Raw genomic sequence first — 16,045 nt, forward strand, 5'->3', positions numbered from 1 at the left:
GTCTATCGGGACCCTGCGACATGTACGGCATCGGTCGTGCAGGGCTGTGATTCGTTCGTGCGAACATCACCTGATGGACATCGCGCTGACCGAGAACGATCTGGACGAAACGGGCGTCATCGACCCGTCGATGGTGGCCAAGGGAGTCGACGTACCACCCAAGGCCGTCGTCTGTTTCTTCTCCGAGGTGATCGACAGCATCTGCGCGAAGGGCGACGCCAGAGTCGTCTCGATCATGCGCTCCGAGCACGGCGAACACCCCGTCTACGAGATCGAACGGAACGGGGAGAAACTTGCCGTCTTCCACCCCGGCGTCGGCGCTCCGCTGGCAGCGTTGTTCCTCGAAGAGGCCATCGCGATGGGATGCACCCAGTTCGTGGCCGTCGGCGGTGCGGGGGCACTGTCCGACGACCTGGGCATGGGACACGTGATGGTGGTCGACAGCGCCGTCCGCGACGAGGGCACCTCGTTCCACTACCTGCCGCCGGGACGGGTCGTGGACGCCGATCCCGCCGGCGTGGCCGTGCTGCAGTCGGTGCTCACCGACGCCGGAGTCGACTTCGTCACCGGCCGCTCCTGGACGACCGATGCCCTCTACCGCGAGACCCGTGCCCGCGTTTCCCGCCGCGTCGACGAAGGCTGCCGAACGGTCGACATGGAAGCGTCGGCCTTCTGCGCCGTCGCCCGATTCCGCGGCGTGCGATTCGCGCAACTGCTGTACGCGGGTGACTCCCTCGCCGCCGACTGGGATCACCGCGGCTGGACCAAGGCCACGACGGTGCGCGAACAGTTGTTCTGGCTCGCGGCCGATGCGTGCCTGCAATTGAGCCCGGTCTAGCCGAGCTCGGGTCTTCGATCTAGGGGTTCACGAATCCCGGGTCACTGGCTCACCCCCCTCCGGCCCCGCAAACGCGCGCGCGTTTGCCATACGCGCGCGAAATCGCCCCGGCACGGGTCACGAATCCGCGCGCACCTGGCGAATGCGCGCGCGTTTGCGATCGCGGAACGAGAAACGGGGAACGGGGAACGGGGAACGGGGAACGGTGTCGCGCCGCGGTATTCAGCCTCCGTCCACACCCCCGCCCCGCAAACGCGCGCGCGTTTGCCATACGCGCGCGACATCGCCCCCGCACAGGTCACGAATCCACGCGCACCTGACGAATGCGCGCGCGTTTGCGATCGCCGATCGGACTCAGGCAGGGGCGAGGAATGCCGCCAACGCGTCGGCGTAGGACTTCACGTCACTGGCTCCCATCAACTCTCGCGACGAGTGCATGGCCAGCTGCGCCGCTCCGACGTCCACCGTCGACAGGCCGGTGCGCGACGCGGTGATGGGTCCGATGGTCGAGCCGCAGGGCAGATCGGCGCGATGTACGTAGCGCTGCAAGGGAACTCCGGCCTGATCGCAGGCGAGCGCGAAGGCACCGGCACCCGCGGAATCCGTTGCGTAGCGCAGGTTCTGGTTGACCTTGAGCACCGGTCCCCCACCGAGTTCGATACGATGCGCGGGCTCGTGCCGGTCCGGGTAGTTGGGATGCGTCGCGTGCGCCATATCGCCTGAGGCACAGATGGATCCGGCCATCGTGCGGAGGAAGTCCTCACGGCCACCGCCGCGTCCGAGCACGATGCGCTCGAGCACGGTGTTCAGCAGATCCGAGAACGCGCCGCGGTCGGACATGCTGCCGACTTCCTCGTGGTCGAACAGTGCCAGCACCGGAGTGACTGCGGTCGGATTCTCCACTGCGGCAAGCAAAGCCTGGGTCCCGGCGTAGCAGGTGCCCTGGTTGTCCAGACGCGGCGCGCTGACCAGTTCAGACTCGACACCCACGACGGCACTGGGCGCGAGATCGTGCGTCATCAACTCCCACCCCAGTACCGAATGCGGGTCGACGCCTTCTCGCTCGGCGACGTATGCGATGAACGATTGTGGCGAATTGCCCACGCCCCAAATGGCATTGACGTGTCGCTGTGGATCCAGGGTGACGCCCTTGCGGTCCTCGGAGAGGTGGATCGCCAACTGTGGAACTCGCAGGATCGGCTCGTCGACCTTGACCAGAACCTCGCGCACCGCGTTTCCGTCGCGCACACTCAGCCGGCCGGAAATACCCAGATCGCGATCGAGCCAGGAGTTCAGCCAGGCACCGCCGTACGGTTCGAGGCCGACCATCTGCCAGCCCGCGGATTGCAGATCGGGATGTTGCTTCACGCGAAGGTTGGGGCTGTCGGTGTGTCCGCCGACGATACGGAAAGGGCCATCAGGAGTGGAGCCTGCGGAACGACCCGAATTACTGCTCTCGGTACTCCATGCGACCAGCGATCCGCCGCGAACGAGGTAGTAGCGGCCCGGCTCCGTCGGCCAGGCATCGGTCTCCTCGAGGCGCACGAAACCGGCGTCCTCGAGTTGCACCGAGACCGTGTTGCAGACATGGAACGGAGACGGCGAGACGTCGACGAAGTTGCAGAGACCGGTTGCGGAGGCGTGAGTCGACATGGGAACCATTGTGGCAGCCGCCGCGTCGAACACCTCGAGAGCACACACCGACCGGGGGGACAACGTCATGAAATTTCATACTTCACCTGACTACGGCGCAGTTCATGCGACCACATTCGCCATCGTGCGGATGAAGACGATCGAAGCATTTCGCAAGCGCGGGGTGGTGGTTCACCGCGAGGACGCGACGACTTTGGCGGTGGGCTCGGGCGTTCGCATGTCACTGAACAATGTGTTCGCCCGGTGCTCCGGGGTGAGTCGATCGGCGTGGGACGGCATCATCGCCGGCCATGTCGATCTCATGATCGAGACGATGCGCGAGGCGGATCCCACGTTCATCACCGGACTGTCGGACGACGAGTTCCACTCGAGGCTGCGCGAGCGCGTCATCGCTCCGTCTGCCCTGGCGGCCATGGGTGAGCGCGAGTACGAGTATTCCGTCCCGCTACTCGACGTGCCGGGCGCACCGCGACGGGTACCGAACCTGTCTTCTCCGAATCGCGCTGTGACACTGGCAGATCGGCATCTCGTCGGCCGAGACCTGAACGCCGCCTGGGCAGCCGGCCGAAGGAACACCGCAGCGCTGAAGTTCGAGGGCGGCCGAATTCTCAGCAGAAACAGCATCGACATCGAGGTTCTCAGCGGCGATTCGATCTACCTCGCGTCCAAGGTCGCCGATATGTCCACGCTGATCTCCGCACACCTCGGCGAATGTCTGTACGGCGTAGTGTTCGTCGTTCCCAATGCCTATGAGTTCATTTTTCACCGGCCGCGCAACGCCGACAGTGCACTCACGGCAGCGGCCGCACTCGCCGAACTGGCGGACGTGTTCTCACGTGACACACCGAGCCCACTGTCGCGCTCGGTGTTCTTCTGGCGAGACGGCGAATACTGCGACGTATCGCACGGCCCAACGGGCATCTTTGCCTCTACCTTGGCGGAGCTGCGAGCGTGTGCGGCCTGACCGCGATCACGTGCCGGTAGACCCGCTATTCGGGCGGCGGAGTGGTGGGCCGTCCGGCGGCAGCGTCGCGAATCCAGTCGGGGACGGGTTGATGATCGCGTTCGGCCATGGTGATGTACGCGCGGGCAGCGGCAGCGGCGACCGTTGGACGTGGTGCTTTGATGTTGCGTTCGTCGGTGGTGGTCATCGCGGGTCCTCCTGCTCGCTCTCGCCGTCAGTGTCCTCGGTTTCGCGCGGTTGCGCCAGTGCGCGACGTGCAGACCGGCCCGCAACGGCCAGTAGCACCTTGCGTTCGGTGCTGGTGATGAGCGGGGAGTCGGTGACCGTCGCAAAGACGTCCCAGCCGAGTTCCGCTTCGTCATCACTGTCACTGACGGTGTGGTCGAGGCACCAGGCGATCCGCTGTCAGGCCTGGGCCCGTTTGTCGGCAACGGTGCGCTGACGAATGGTGAGAGCGACTCCGACGACGGCGAGGACTCCCACGACGAGAGTCACCCACGCTTGGGCGGGCATCCGCTACTCAGTGCGAACCGGACACGCAGAACACGTTGCCGTCGGGATCGGTCAGGGTCACCCAGCGAAAGTCGCCCATGGTGTGTTGCGCAACCTCACGTGCACCCGCCTCGATCAGGCGCGCGACCTCACCGTCGAGGTCATCGGTGGTCATGTCGAGGTGGACGCGATTCTTGCCGGGCGTCGGGTCGTCGATCTTCTGGAAGGCCATTCGATACGGTGCCGCAGCGAGTTCGACGACATAGAACCAGCCGTCGTTCTCCTCCACGATCGTGCCCTCGACCTGCGCCGCCCACCAGCGTGCGAGTGGTCCGGGATCGGTGGTGTCGAACGTGATCATGCCCAGCGTCAGTGTCATGGCGGCACGATATCGGCGACCACCGACAAGTTCGGGTCAGGCGTTGACGATCGTGTCCAGTGCCGAGTAGAAGATGCCAAGGCCGTCGTCGCTCGGTCCGGTCAGTGGCTCGGTGGCGTGCTCGGGGTGCGGCATCAAACCGACGACCCGGCCGTTGGCCGAGGAGATGCCGGCGATCCCGCGCTGCGATCCGTTCGGGTTGCTGCCGCTGTATCGGAAGACGACCCGGCCCTCCCCCTCGAGCTCGTCGAGCACGTTCTGCGGTGCCTGGAACCGACCTTCGGCATTCTTGACCGGGATCAGAATCTCGGCACCGGGCTCGTATCGCGACGACCACGCGGTATCGGTGTTCTCCACTGCCAGCCACTGATCACGGCAGACGAAGTGAAGGCCTTCGTTGCGAGTCAGCGCGCCGGGGAGCAGTCCCACCTCGCAGAGAACCTGGAATCCGTTGCAGATACCGAGAACCGGCATACCGCCTTCGGCAGCCTTGACGACGGACTCCATCACGGGGGCGAATCGGGCAATGGCACCGGCTCGCAGGTAGTCACCGTACGAGAATCCGCCCGGGACGACGATGGCGTCGACGTTCTTCAGGTCGGCGTCGGCATGCCACAGGCTGACGGCTTCTCCACCGGCGAGGGTGACCGCGCGGGAGGCGTCGACGTCGTCGAGGGTCCCGGGGAAGGTGATGACCCCTACGCGGGCGCTCATGCGGCGGGCTCTACCGACACGCGAGTGACCGTCCAGTCCTCGATGACCGTGTTGGCCAACAGCGATTCGGCGATCTTCTCGAGCTCGGCATCGTCGACGGTGTCGTCGACCTCGAGCTCGAAACGCTTGCCCTGACGGACGTCGGACACGCCGGAGATCCCCAGACGTCCGAGCGCTCCTGCGATCGCCTGACCCTGGGGATCGAGAATCTCGGCCTTGGGCATGACATCGACAACGACTCGGGCCACGAAAGCGCTCCTTGAAATACGTACAGCAAGACAGTTACCGGCAGGTGGGAGTCTACGCAGCCCTGGCGGGAGGCGCGAAACCGCGCTTACTGTGGAGCCCATGCGGCTGACACACTTCGGACATTCCTGCGTTCTCGTCGAACTCAACGGCACCACCGTGCTGTTCGATCCCGGCACGTTCTCCCACGGGTTCGAGGGCATCACCGGACTCGACGCGATCCTCGTCACCCATCAGCACCCGGATCACGTCGATCTGCAACGTCTTCCCGCTCTCGTCGAGGCAAATCCGCGAGCGGCACTGCATGCCGATCCGATGACCGCGGGCCAATTGGGCGGCCAGTGGGCGGCAGCTCCCGCAGGCAAGGCATTCACTGTCGGCGGCATCACGGTCACCGGCGTGGGCGGCACCCATGCCGTCATCCATCCCGAACTGCCGGAGATCGACAACACCGGGTACCTGCTCGGCACACCGGAGAATCCGGGCCAGCTGTTCCACCCGGGTGACTCGCTGTTCGTCCCCGAGCAGCAGGTCGAGGTTCTCGCGCTGCCCGCAGCCGCGCCGTGGTCGAAGCTCTCCGAAACAGTCGAATTCCTGCGTGCGGTAGCGCCGAATATGGCCTTCCCCATCCACCAGGCCATCGTCGCGGAGCAGGCGAGGGGCATCTACTACGGCCGCTTCAAGGAGATGTCCGACGCCGAAATCCGCGAGCTTCCCGAGGAATCGTCCGTCTCGATCTAGCCGGTGACCTCGGGCGGAAGGGTGCCGCTCATGGTCACCTGCGTCCCGTCCCACGCGTAGTCGATCGTCACCGGGCCGCCGGTGGGATTGGCATTCGCATCGCTCGCGAGCGGCCAGCGGTAGTTCACCGACACGGTGTCGGCGGATTGCGCCGCAACAGAGGTGAATCCGTACGGCTCGAGCGTGGCGGTGCCCAAGTACTCGGCGTCGTGGAAGAAGAGCAGATGCGTCGGCGAACTCACCGTCGCGCCGTACGGCAGGGCTTCGACCCAGGTGAACGACGCACACGGATCACCCATGTCGGTGGCGACCCACGGTGAGTCGGCGAACACGAGCGGCAGCGAGTCCACGGCCTGTGTCACCTGTGCCGACGCCAGATCGAGGCACTGCGGCTCGGCGTCCGGTGGGCCCATCGGAACCAGGTCGCCGGCTTCCTCGGGTGGGGTCCGCTGTGGCTGCGTTTCTTCGGTGACGGTGGCCGGGTCGGGTGTCACCGACGCCGGGCTTGCCGCCGTGGTCGCCGGAACGGCCGAGGACGGTGCTGCCGAGGGCGTTCCTTGCTCCGCTCCCCCGCAGGCGACGAGGGCCGATGCACCGAGAGCGAGGAGCAGAAGTCGTTTCATGAAGACCGCCTGGTTCGTATTGTCCGACGCCAGATATGTCGCCCGCAAACGTGTTCCGTTACATCACGTTTCGGTCAAGAGGGCGTTACCTTCGCAGCGATCTGCATTTTTCGCACCACTACACGCAGTTTTCGCGACATTCCCGCGGATATTTCGGCACAGTGGAGCACCAACTGCACACTGGAGCACGCGTCATTCAGGCCAGCCGATGTCGAGCCGAACCAATTCACGAATTGCCGACTCGTCGACCGTGTCGAGTCCGTCGAGGAACGCAGCTGCGAAAGACCCCGGCCGCGACGTCGACCGGGCCGCGATCTCCGACGCGACCGCGACGTGCGCGTGCGCCGCGACGGCACCGATCAGTGCAGTCGGTGACACCGAGCAGTAGGCAGCCGTCAGTGCACCGAGCGCACACCCGGTAGCCGTAACCCGTTGCAGCAGTCCGCTTCCGCCGCCCACCTTCACCATGCCGTCGGGGCCGAGAATGTGATCGGCCTCCCCCGACGCCGCCACGACCTCGGCCCGGTCGAGCAGCGACCGGGCCGCATCGACCGAATCTGCCACGTGTGCAGACGAATCCACCCCGCGCGATCCACCTTCGGCACCCGCCAATCCCATGACCTCGGACGCGTTCGCGCGAATGACGCTGGGCCGGTTGGCAAGTAGCTCGACGGCCACCTGGGTTCGCCACGGCAGACCGCCGGCTCCCACCGGATCGAGCACCCACGGCTTCCCCGCTGCCCTCGCTGCGGCCGACGCCAACCGAGAACTCTCCACCTGGGCAGCTGTCGGAGTTCCGAGATTGACCAGGACCGCGTCGGCGATCTCGGCGAACCCTGCCGCTTCCTCGGGGTTGTCCACCATCGCCGGCGCGGCCCCCGCGGCCAACAGTGCATTGGCGACGAACTGCACCGACACCGTGTTGGTCAGACACTGCACCAGCGGATTGCGATCGCGCAGAAGTCGATGTGCGGCAACGATGTCGTCCAGGGTCACAGTCGAGGCACTCATTGTTGCGAGTCTACGACCGCACTCACCCCGTTCGCGTCAATGGACCACTGCATACGTCTGAGCGGTGCAATGGCACATTCACGCCGCAACCCCGTACGCGTGAATGGCGCATTGCAGACGTCTGAGCCGTGCAATGGTCCATTGACGCGGGGCGGGTGGGGGTGCAGCGAGGAGCTAAGCCACGCGGGATTTGGTTCGCGGGATCCATTCGTACACGCCCGCCTCGGCTCCGTGGTGCAGGGAGAGGTCGATCGCGTCGAGGATTGCCTGTCGTGGTCCGGGTCGTCCCAGTTGCTTGGCACTGATGGCCAGGCGCACCACTCCATCGCGTCGGGCGGTGCGGCCTGCGCCGAGTACCAGTGCCTTGAACCACCAGGGCTCGGCCTTGAATCCTTCGCCGATTCCCCACACTCGGGCGCGGACGACGCCGTCGCGTTCGAGGTCGTGAATGCCGTTGAGTGCAGCCAACATTCGGAAGCCCGCGTCGGGGAGGGCTTCGACGGCACCGGGTGAGGCGATCCAGCGCGGAGCGGCGAAGATGCGGGTGCGCAGGCCGGTCTGTTCCATGACGCGGTCCGCTGCCATCAGTCGCAGTCGGGCTTCGTGACGCGGCAGTGCGGAGAACTCGGAGCGTCGACGCTTCGTCGCGGCCTGGTCGTAGCCGTGCAGAACGATCGCGTCGCCGCCGTCGCGCCGCGCCCGGAGCCATTCCTGGGTCGGCACGTCCGCTGCGAGTCGGTATTTGTCCTTCAACCGCGGTGCGACGAGCAGCGACAGCGGGACGCGGCGTCCGTCGAGGATGCGCGCGAACTCGGCGGCATGCTCGTAGGTGTCGTTCTTGATTCCGCTCACCGACACGATCAGGCGTCCAGACATGACTCGAGCCTCGCACACCAGCGTGAACGAGGCTCGAAGTCGATGCAGACAGAAGCTAAACGGCCATCGTTTCCTTCGGCAGGATCTTGTCGATAGCGGCGAGCACCTCGGGTGCGTCCGGCTCGGTGCGCGGACGGAAGCGATCGGTGACGACGCCGTCGGGCGAGATCAGGAACTTCTCGAAGTTCCACTGGACGTCGCCGGCCTTGCCGTCGGCGTCCTCGGTCTTGGTCAATTCGGCGTACAGCGGGTGCCGGTTGTCACCGTTGACGTCGACCTTCTCGGTCATCGCGAACGTGACGCCGTACGTGGTGGAGCAGAACGTTTCGATTTCTTCGGCGGTGCCGGGCTCCTGGCCACCGAACTGGTTGCACGGCACGCCGACGACCGAGAGGCCACTGGCCGCGTACTCGTTGGCGAGCTTCTCGAGCTTTTCGTACTGCGGGGTCAGTCCACACTTGGAGGCGACATTGACCACGAGGATGGCTCTTCCGGCGTACTCGTCGAGCGAGGTGGGCGCACCACCCAGGGTGTTGATGCCGATGTTCTGAACTTCAGTCATCACCCGAACTTACCTGTGAGTACCAACAGAATGGAACCGACGTACAAAAGCAAGTACGACCCCGCTGGTGGCGGGGTCGTACTTGCGTTTTTCCGAACCGGGCGACGGGGGGATGCGCGGCGCCCGGCAGGCACTACGCCTTGGCGGCGTGCTTTTCGATGATGACCTGCTTGTCTGCAGGTCGGTCGTCCTCGGGGAGGTGGTCGTCGACCATGGTCTCCTCGTCGAACGGCAGTTCGCCGTCGAGCACCGTGTTGACCCGGTCCTTGTCGATGGTCTTGGTCCAGGTGCCGACCAGCAGGGTGGCGACGGCGTTACCCGAGAAGTTCGTCAGCGCACGGGCCTCGGACATGAACCGGTCGATTCCGACGATCAGGCCGACTCCGTCGAGCAGTTCGGGGCGATGGCTCTGCAAGCCACCGGCCAGCGTGGCCAGACCGGCTCCGGAGACGCCGGCTGCGCCCTTGGAGGCGATGATCATGAAGAGCAGCAGCGAGAACTGCTCGCCGATCGAGAGCGGCATGTTCATGGCGTCGGCGATGAAGATCGAGGCCATCGTCAGGTAGATCGCGGTGCCGTCGAGGTTGAACGAGTATCCGGTGGGGACGACGATGCCGACGGTGGTGCGCTCGACTCCGACGTGTTCCATCTTGGCGATCAGACGCGGCAGGGCCGACTCGGAGGACGACGTGGCGACGATGAGCAGGTACTCACGGGCCAGGTACTTGACCAGCTTGAAGATGGAGAAGCCGGAGACGAAGCGCAGGATCAGTCCGAGGAAGAAGAAGACGAAGATGAAGCAGGTGATGTAGAAGGCGAGCATCAGGGTGCCGAGCTGGATGACGGCGTCGAACCCGGTCTTGCCGACGACACCGGCGATGGCACCGAAGGCACCGATCGGGGCGAGCCACAGGATCATGGTCAGGATGCGGAAGACGAGCTTCTGCACCGAACCGATGCCCTTGAGGATGCCCTCGCCGCTCTTGCCCATGGCCTGCAGCGCGAAGCCGACGAGGATGGCGACGAACAGCGTCTGCAGGACGGATCCGGCGGTCAGCGACGACAGCAAGCTCTCCGGGATGATGCCGGCGATGAAGTCCATGGTTCCGCCCGCACCCTCTGCGGTTTTGGCGTACTCATCGCCACCGCCGGGCACGATATTGAGTCCCTCGCCGGGCTGAATCAGGTTGCCGACGACCATGCCGATACCGAGGGCGATGGTCGACATCGTGATGAAGTAGGCCAAGGCAAGGCCACCAACTCGGCCGACACTGGCTGCGGCGCGGACCGATCCGATGCCGAGGACGATGGTGCAGAAGATGACCGGGCTGATCATCATCTTGATCAGGCTGACGAAGAGCGTGCCGAGGACCGCGAGCTCGACGGCGAAGTCCTTGGCGGTCAGTCCTACGATGACGCCGGCAACGACGGCGATGATCACGGCGATGTAGAGCCAATGAGTCTTGTCGCGCTTCTTCTTGGGCTCGGTGGGCGGATTGTCGAACCGCTCCGCATCGATGGTTGTCATGAATGTTCCTTCTGGGTTCCGGTGAAGCGCGAGTCGAACTGCGGACTTCGTGACTACTGGGAGTGGAGTGAGGTGGATCACCCCTGCTGAGAGATGATGTTGCTGCACCGGGTGACAGGAGTCACCTATACGTTCATTTCGTTCACGTCCGATGTATTGCACGAAGGGATTGCGTTGTCCTCGAAGCGCCCACTGAGCGTCGCCGGCCAGGTGTTGGTGCTGCAGCTCGTCGTCATGGCGGTCGTTGTGTTCGCCGGCGGCATCCTGACGGTGCTCAACGAACGGTCCAACAGCGACGACGCCACCCGACGCGAAGTCACGGCGATCGCGGTGAGCATCGCCAACGAACCGTCGACGCCCATTGCGATCGAGTCCGACGACCCGACGTCACGTCTGCAGCCGGAAACGGAGAAGATTCGTCAGGTCACGGGTGTCGATTTCATCGTCGTCATGGCACCGGATCGCACCCGATTCACGCACACCACCGTCGACCTGATCGGTAAGCCGTTCAGCGGCAATATCGACCGCGCCTTGCTGGGCGAGACGTTCACCGAGACGTACGTGGGTTCTCTCGGCCCGTCGATCCGGTCGGTCACGCCGGTCACCGATTCCTCGGGCGAGATCGTCGGCCTCGTCTCGGCGGGCGTCACTCGCCAGAAGATCAGTGATCAGTTCTTCCAAGGCCTGCCGCTCATCATCGCGGTCGTGCTCGCCGCCTTCGTCGTCGCCGCAGCGGGATCGACGTTGCTCAGCCGTCGGCTCCGGCGTCAGACACTGGGAATGGCACCGGCGGAACTGCGCACCATGTACGAGCATCACGACGCCGTCCTGCACTCGATCGGCGAGGGACTGTTGGTGTTCGGCCGCGGGGACGAGGCGGAGTTGGTCAACGACGAGGCCCGACGCCTCCTCGATCTACCGGAGGGCCCGGTCTCTTTCGAGTCGTTGCCGGAGTCGATGCAGCAGATGGACACCGGCATCGTGCGTGGCGAATTGCATCTGACGAAGGATCGCGTACTCGTCGTCAATCAGGATCCGGTGATGTGGGAGGGCCGACGCCTGGGCAATGTGCTGACGATTCGTGATCAGACCGAATTGCGTTCGTTGATGGGTGAATTGGACTCGGTGCGCAGTTTCGCGGAGTCGCTGCGTTCGCAGGCTCACGAGTCGGCGAACAGGCTGCACACCGTCATCACGATGGTCGAGCTCGGCCGACCCGAGGAGGCCGTCGAGTTCGCGACGGCCGATCTGGAACTCTCGCAGGCGCTCATCGACCGTCTGATGAACGCGGTCAGCGAACCGGCACTCGCTGCGCTGCTGCTGGGCAAGGTCAGTCAGGCCGCCGAGCAGGGCGTGGAGCTGACGATCACCGACGACACAGCGATGGAGCACGAGGGTGTGCTCACTGCGCGTGAATTGGTCACGCTGGTAGGCAATCTGATAGACAATGCCATCGATGCCTCGAAAGAATCCGACCAGCCGTGGGTCGAAGTGACGGTCCGCGACGCCGATGGTGAACTCGTCGTCAGGGTCGCCGACAGTGGTCCCGGAATGCCGCCGGAGACGCTCAAAGCCGCTCTGCGGCGCGGCTACTCGACCAAGTCCGGCTCACGCGGCCTCGGCCTCGCCCTGGTGACTCAGGTGATCGGTCGCCATCGCGGCACCTTGACCTCGGAAGTGACGTACGGGTCGGTCATGGTTGCCACCATCCCTGGATCGGCGTCATGATCCGCGTCCTGATCGTCGACGACGAACCACTGATCGCCGAGGCACACAAGACGTACGTCGAGCGCACCCCGGGCTTCGAGGTGGCCGGGGTGGCGCACACCGGAGCGTCGGCCATGCGTTTCGCCAGCACCGAGGCCGTCGATCTGGTGTTGCTCGATATCGGTCTGCCCGACGCGAGCGGCATCGACGTGGCAGCAGCTCTCGGCGGTCTACGGCCGAGTCCCGACGTCATCGCCATCACCTCCGAGCGGGATCTGTCGGTGGTGCGTTCGGCAGTAGCGCACGGCATCGTGCTGTATCTGCTCAAGCCCTTCACGTTCGCCGCGTTCCGCGACAAGCTCGAGCGCTATCGCGAATTCCACGCTGCGTTGCCGGCCGGGGAGAACGCGTCGAGTCAACGCGACATCGACCGCGCCATGGCGCATCTACGGACGGCCGACGAACGCGTCTCGACACCCAAGGGTATTGCCCCGCAGACGATGGACGGCATCACCGCGAGCATCAAGGAAGCGGCCGACGGACTCAACGCGTCCGAGGCCGCCAAGGTCGTCGGGGTCTCCCGAGTGACGGCCTGGCGATATCTCGAGCGACTGGCCGACGACGGCCTGGTCACCCGGCACACCGAATACGGTAAAGCCGGGCGACCGCAGGTCCGTTACATGTGGCGTTAGAGCGGCGCCGCCGCACCGGTCTTCTCGACGATCCACGCGTACTCGAAGGCCGCTTCCTTCCACTTCTCGTAGCGCCCGCTCACTCCGCCGTGTCCGGCGCTCATTTCGGTCTTCAGCAACAGGTCCGAGTCACCGGTCTTCATTGCTCGCAGTGCAGCAACCCATTTCGCGGGCTCGACGTAGAGGACGCGAGTGTCGTTGATGGACGTGATCGCCAGGATCGACGGGTAGTCCTTGGCTTCGACGTTCTCGTAGGGGCTGTACGACTTCATGTAGTCGTACACCTCCTTGTCGGCCAACGGGTTTCCCCATTCGTCCCATTCGATGACCGTCAGCGGCAGTGACGGATCGAGGATGGAGGTGAGTGGATCGACGAACGGAACGTTGGCGAGGATGCCGTTGAACAGCTCCGGCGCGAGGTTGGCCACCGCGCCCATCAGCAGTCCACCTGCACTGCCGCCGTCGGCGACGAGGCGCTTCGGCGAGGTGCGTCCGGTGTCGATGAGATGCTGTGCGGCAGCGATGAAGTCGGTGAAGGTGTTCTTCTTCTTCAGCGTCTTGCCGTTGTCGTACCAGTGCCGACCCATCTCGCCGCCGCCGCGAACATGTGCGACGACGAAGACGATGCCGCGATCGAGGAGCGAGAGCCGCGCCACCGAGAACGACGGGTCCATCGACGCCTCGTACGATCCGTAGCCGTACAGCAGCGTCGGCGCGGGGCCGTCGGGCACGTCCTTGCGCGCGATGACCGACATCGGAATCTGCGTGCCGTCCGGCGCGGTGGCCCATTCGCGATGCTGCACATAGTCACCGGCATCGAACTTGCCCAGAACCGGCTGCGATTTGCGGAGCAGCAGTTCACCACTGGCGATGTCGAGGTCGTAGACCTGGCCGGGGGTGATGAACGAGGTGTAGACCATCCGCAGCAACGGCTGATCCCACTCCGGGTTGGAGCCGGCCCCCACGGAGTAGAGCTCTTCGTCGAATTCGAGCTCGCGGTACTCGCCGTACCCCTGATCGGTCAGCGGCCAGATCGCCATGCGGGTCAACGCTTCTCGGCGGTAGGTGAAGATCAAGTGGCCGGCGAAGGCGTCGATGTCCTCGACCCGGACGTCGCCCTGATGCGGAACCAGAGTGCGCTGATCGAGTGGGTCCGAGACCGGTGCCTCGGCGAGCAGGAAGTTCTCGGCCTTGTCCCCCTCGGTGCCCCACCCGTTCACCGAGCCGTTGTGGGTGATGAGGAATCGATCCTCACCGGCCACGACGGCATGTTCGATGCTGTATTCGACGCCGTCCGTGCGCGGCAGTACGACGCGAAACTCGCCCTCGGGATCGGTGGATTCCAGAACGAGGCATTCGGAGGTGATCTTCGAACCGACCCAGATCATCAGGTACTTCTCGCTACGGGTGGAACCGAAGCCGACCCAGTAGCTCTCGTCGGGTTCGTGGAAGACCTTGACGTCTCCGGACTTGCCGAGCGTGTGTCGCCAGACGGTGTCGGGACGCCAGGATTCGTCGACCGTCAGGTAGAACACGTGGGTGGCGTCGGCCGTCCAGGTGGCCCCGGGCGCGACGTTCTCGATGGTGTCGGCGAGGAGCTCGCCGGTCTCGAGGTTCTTGAAGCGCAGTGTGTAGCGCTCGTCGCCCTCGGTGTCGGTGGAATAGGCCAGCAGCGTGCCGTCGAGGCTGATGGAGAACGCGCCGAGGGAGAAGAAGTCGTGTCCCTTCGCTTCTTCGTTGGCGTCGAGCAGGATCTGCTCACCGGGGACGTCCACGTCGGACGACAGCGTCGGCGGAGTCCAGTCGTCGGGAGAGTCGACGGGGCAACGGCATTGGAGACCGTACGACTTGCCCTCGACGGTGCGCGAGTAGTACCACCACTGCCCCATGCGCGTCGGCACGGACAGGTCGGTCTCCTGGGTTCGCGACTTGATCTCGTCGAAGATCTTGCCGCGCAACGACTCCAGGCCTGCGGTCTGCTGCTCGGTGTAGGCGTTCTCGGCTTCGAGGTAGGCGATCACCTCGGGATCTTCCTTGGCGCGCAACCACTCGTAGTTGTCGATGAAGGTGTCGCCGTGATGGGTGCGCTCGAGTGGCACCTTCTTGGCAACGGGTGGGGTGATCGTCATGGCGTGACCCAATCGTCGAAGTTCAGGCCCGAGATGCGCTCGTAGGCCTCGATGTAGCGGCTGCGTGTGGCTGCGACGATGTCGTCGGGCAACGGTGGTGGCGGGGTGTCGGAGTTGCGGTCCCAGCCGGATTCGCCCGTCAGCCAGTCGCGGACGAACTGCTTGTCGAAGCTGGGCTGGACGCGACCTTCCTCATAGGAATCGGCAGGCCAGTAGCGCGATGAATCAGGGGTGAGCACCTCGTCGGCGAGCACGAGGTTGCCGTCGGCGTCGGTACCGAACTCGAACTTCGTGTCCGCGAGGATGATTCCGCGTTCCAGAGCGAAGTTGGCAGCGCGTGAGTAGATCTCGATGGTGTCCTCGCGCAGCTTGAAGGCGAGTTCGGCACCGATCTTCTCGACGACCTGATCGAAGGTGATGTTCTCGTCGTGGTCGCCGAGCTCGGCCTTGGACGCGGGCGTGAAGATCGCCTGGCCGAGCTTGCTGGATTCGATCAGCCCCGGCGGGAGTTCGACGCCGCACACCTTTCCGGTCGCGTTGTAATCCGACAGACCCGAACCGGTGAGGTAGCCGCGTGCGACGCATTCGATCGGCACCATGTTCAGCTTCTTCACCACCAGGGCGCGGCCGAGCAGTTCGGCGGGAATGCGTTCGTCGAGCGGATCACCGGCCAGGTGGTTGACGCCGCCGAGCTCCTCGAAGAAGAACACGCTCATGGCCGTCAACACGCGTCCCTTGTCCGGGATCGGGGTGTCGAGGATGTGGTCGTAGGCCGAGATTCGGTCGCTCGCGACGAGCAACAGATGCGCGTCGTCGATCGTGTAGAGATCGCGGACCTTGCCGCCGGCCAGATGCTCGTAGCTACTCAGTGATGGTCGCACGGTGTTCAA

The 16,045-nt window shown here is 64.8% G+C and carries 17 protein-coding genes; 5 read left to right on the plus strand and 12 right to left on the minus strand.

Translation table 11 applies throughout. From position 1 onward, the window contains the following. Positions 1-73 precede the first annotated feature (73 nt). On the plus strand, positions 74-838 hold the full coding sequence (locus CH295_RS04050) for a nucleoside phosphorylase (RefSeq protein ID WP_230596429.1): 765 nt from the start codon (positions 74-76) through the stop codon (positions 836-838). Between the two features lie 354 nt (positions 839-1,192). On the opposite strand, the gene CH295_RS04055 is transcribed toward CH295_RS04050, so the two are convergent. Then, positions 1,193-2,500 carry a M18 family aminopeptidase gene (locus tag CH295_RS04055; protein WP_037194573.1) on the minus strand — a complete coding sequence of 436 codons (1,308 nt, stop codon included), beginning with the start codon at positions 2,498-2,500 and terminating at the stop codon, positions 1,193-1,195. A 58-nt stretch (positions 2,501-2,558) separates the two neighbouring features. On the opposite strand from CH295_RS04055, the gene CH295_RS04060 reads away from it, so the two are divergent. Continuing rightward, positions 2,559-3,455, plus strand: coding sequence for a hypothetical protein (locus CH295_RS04060; protein WP_094739911.1), 897 nt, complete (start codon positions 2,559-2,561; stop codon positions 3,453-3,455). A 25-nt stretch (positions 3,456-3,480) separates the two neighbouring features. Here the strand turns inward: CH295_RS04060 and CH295_RS27675 are convergent, their stop codons facing one another. The 4 genes from CH295_RS27675 to purS form a co-directional block, all read right to left on the minus strand. After that, the gene (locus CH295_RS27675; protein ID WP_155288495.1) at positions 3,481-3,642 is read right to left on the minus strand and encodes a hypothetical protein; all 162 of its coding nucleotides are present in this window, start codon (positions 3,640-3,642) and stop codon (positions 3,481-3,483) included. 333 nt (positions 3,643-3,975) lie between these two features. Beyond that, complete coding sequence (locus CH295_RS04070; RefSeq protein WP_094739848.1) at positions 3,976-4,326, minus strand: VOC family protein; 351 nt, start codon at positions 4,324-4,326, stop codon at positions 3,976-3,978. Positions 4,327-4,362: 36 nt separating this feature from the next. After that, on the minus strand, positions 4,363-5,040 hold the full coding sequence (gene purQ / locus CH295_RS04075; protein ID WP_094639287.1) for a phosphoribosylformylglycinamidine synthase subunit PurQ: 678 nt from the start codon (positions 5,038-5,040) through the stop codon (positions 4,363-4,365). Further along, the gene (gene purS / locus CH295_RS04080) at positions 5,037-5,288 is read right to left on the minus strand and encodes a phosphoribosylformylglycinamidine synthase subunit PurS (RefSeq protein ID WP_032395924.1); all 252 of its coding nucleotides are present in this window, start codon (positions 5,286-5,288) and stop codon (positions 5,037-5,039) included. Before purS ends, purQ begins: the two co-directional genes overlap by 4 nt. 100 nt (positions 5,289-5,388) lie before the next feature. Here purS and CH295_RS04085 point away from each other — a divergent pair, with 100 nt between their 5' ends. Next, positions 5,389-6,027: an MBL fold metallo-hydrolase gene (locus tag CH295_RS04085; protein WP_094739849.1), complete on the plus strand. Its 639-nt coding sequence runs from the start codon at positions 5,389-5,391 to the stop codon at positions 6,025-6,027. On the opposite strand, the gene CH295_RS04090 is transcribed toward CH295_RS04085, so the two are convergent. The 5 genes from CH295_RS04090 to CH295_RS04110 form a co-directional block, all read right to left on the minus strand. After that, on the minus strand, positions 6,024-6,650 hold the full coding sequence (locus tag CH295_RS04090) for an LppP/LprE family lipoprotein (protein WP_094739850.1): 627 nt from the start codon (positions 6,648-6,650) through the stop codon (positions 6,024-6,026). The two genes, CH295_RS04085 and CH295_RS04090, sit on opposite strands and share 4 nt — an antisense overlap. Before the next feature lie 192 nt (positions 6,651-6,842). Continuing rightward, positions 6,843-7,661 carry a hydroxyethylthiazole kinase gene (gene thiM, locus CH295_RS04095; protein WP_170945735.1) on the minus strand — a complete coding sequence of 273 codons (819 nt, stop codon included), beginning with the start codon at positions 7,659-7,661 and terminating at the stop codon, positions 6,843-6,845. Positions 7,662-7,835: 174 nt separating this feature from the next. Beyond that, entirely contained in the window at positions 7,836-8,537 is a 702-nt protein-coding gene (locus CH295_RS04100; RefSeq protein ID WP_094739851.1) for a DUF2334 domain-containing protein, read from the minus strand. 55 nt (positions 8,538-8,592) lie between these two features. Continuing rightward, on the minus strand, positions 8,593-9,102 hold the full coding sequence (locus tag CH295_RS04105; protein WP_371828292.1) for a glutathione peroxidase: 510 nt from the start codon (positions 9,100-9,102) through the stop codon (positions 8,593-8,595). 130 nt (positions 9,103-9,232) lie between these two features. Then, on the minus strand, positions 9,233-10,627 hold the full coding sequence (locus tag CH295_RS04110; protein ID WP_094739852.1) for a cation:dicarboxylate symporter family transporter: 1,395 nt from the start codon (positions 10,625-10,627) through the stop codon (positions 9,233-9,235). A 234-nt stretch (positions 10,628-10,861) separates the two neighbouring features. On the opposite strand from CH295_RS04110, the gene CH295_RS04115 reads away from it, so the two are divergent. Beyond that, positions 10,862-12,355, plus strand: a complete 1,494-nt coding sequence (locus tag CH295_RS04115; protein ID WP_230596436.1) for a sensor histidine kinase — start codon at positions 10,862-10,864, stop codon at positions 12,353-12,355. Further along, a complete protein-coding gene (locus tag CH295_RS04120) occupies positions 12,352-13,026 on the plus strand; it encodes a response regulator (RefSeq protein WP_037194556.1) in 675 nt (224 codons plus the stop codon). Before CH295_RS04115 ends, CH295_RS04120 begins: the two co-directional genes overlap by 4 nt. Here the strand turns inward: CH295_RS04120 and CH295_RS04125 are convergent. Further along, positions 13,023-15,155: a S9 family peptidase gene (locus CH295_RS04125; protein WP_094739853.1), complete on the minus strand. Its 2,133-nt coding sequence runs from the start codon at positions 15,153-15,155 to the stop codon at positions 13,023-13,025. The genes CH295_RS04120 and CH295_RS04125 overlap by 4 nt on opposite strands. Further along, positions 15,152-16,036: a phosphoribosylaminoimidazolesuccinocarboxamide synthase gene (locus tag CH295_RS04130; protein WP_037194748.1), complete on the minus strand. Its 885-nt coding sequence runs from the start codon at positions 16,034-16,036 to the stop codon at positions 15,152-15,154. Before CH295_RS04130 ends, CH295_RS04125 begins: the two co-directional genes overlap by 4 nt. Positions 16,037-16,045 lie beyond the last annotated feature (9 nt).

This window comes from Rhodococcus sp. 14-2483-1-2 (assembly GCF_002259405.1).
In the GTDB taxonomy this organism is placed as follows: domain Bacteria; phylum Actinomycetota; class Actinomycetes; order Mycobacteriales; family Mycobacteriaceae; genus Rhodococcoides.

Bases quoted from the DNA above. Each gene is read 5' to 3' on its own strand.
- CH295_RS04050 (WP_230596429.1), top strand. From the start codon at position 74: ATGGACATCGCGCTGACCGAGAACGATCTGGACGAAACGGGCGTCATC.
- CH295_RS04055 (WP_037194573.1), bottom strand. From the start codon at position 2,500: ATGGTTCCCATGTCGACTCACGCCTCCGCAACCGGTCTCTGCAACTTC.
- CH295_RS04060 (WP_094739911.1), top strand. From the start codon at position 2,559: ATGAAATTTCATACTTCACCTGACTACGGCGCAGTTCATGCGACCACA.
- CH295_RS27675 (WP_155288495.1), bottom strand. From the start codon at position 3,642: ATGACCACCACCGACGAACGCAACATCAAAGCACCACGTCCAACGGTC.
- CH295_RS04070 (WP_094739848.1), bottom strand. From the start codon at position 4,326: ATGACACTGACGCTGGGCATGATCACGTTCGACACCACCGATCCCGGA.
- purQ (WP_094639287.1), bottom strand. From the start codon at position 5,040: ATGAGCGCCCGCGTAGGGGTCATCACCTTCCCCGGGACCCTCGACGAC.
- CH295_RS04085 (WP_094739849.1), top strand. From the start codon at position 5,389: ATGCGGCTGACACACTTCGGACATTCCTGCGTTCTCGTCGAACTCAAC.
- CH295_RS04090 (WP_094739850.1), bottom strand. From the start codon at position 6,650: ATGAAACGACTTCTGCTCCTCGCTCTCGGTGCATCGGCCCTCGTCGCC.
- thiM (WP_170945735.1), bottom strand. From the start codon at position 7,661: ATGAGTGCCTCGACTGTGACCCTGGACGACATCGTTGCCGCACATCGA.
- CH295_RS04100 (WP_094739851.1), bottom strand. From the start codon at position 8,537: ATGTCTGGACGCCTGATCGTGTCGGTGAGCGGAATCAAGAACGACACC.
- CH295_RS04110 (WP_094739852.1), bottom strand. From the start codon at position 10,627: ATGACAACCATCGATGCGGAGCGGTTCGACAATCCGCCCACCGAGCCC.
- CH295_RS04115 (WP_230596436.1), top strand. From the start codon at position 10,862: ATGGCGGTCGTTGTGTTCGCCGGCGGCATCCTGACGGTGCTCAACGAA.
- CH295_RS04120 (WP_037194556.1), top strand. From the start codon at position 12,352: ATGATCCGCGTCCTGATCGTCGACGACGAACCACTGATCGCCGAGGCA.
- CH295_RS04125 (WP_094739853.1), bottom strand. From the start codon at position 15,155: ATGACGATCACCCCACCCGTTGCCAAGAAGGTGCCACTCGAGCGCACC.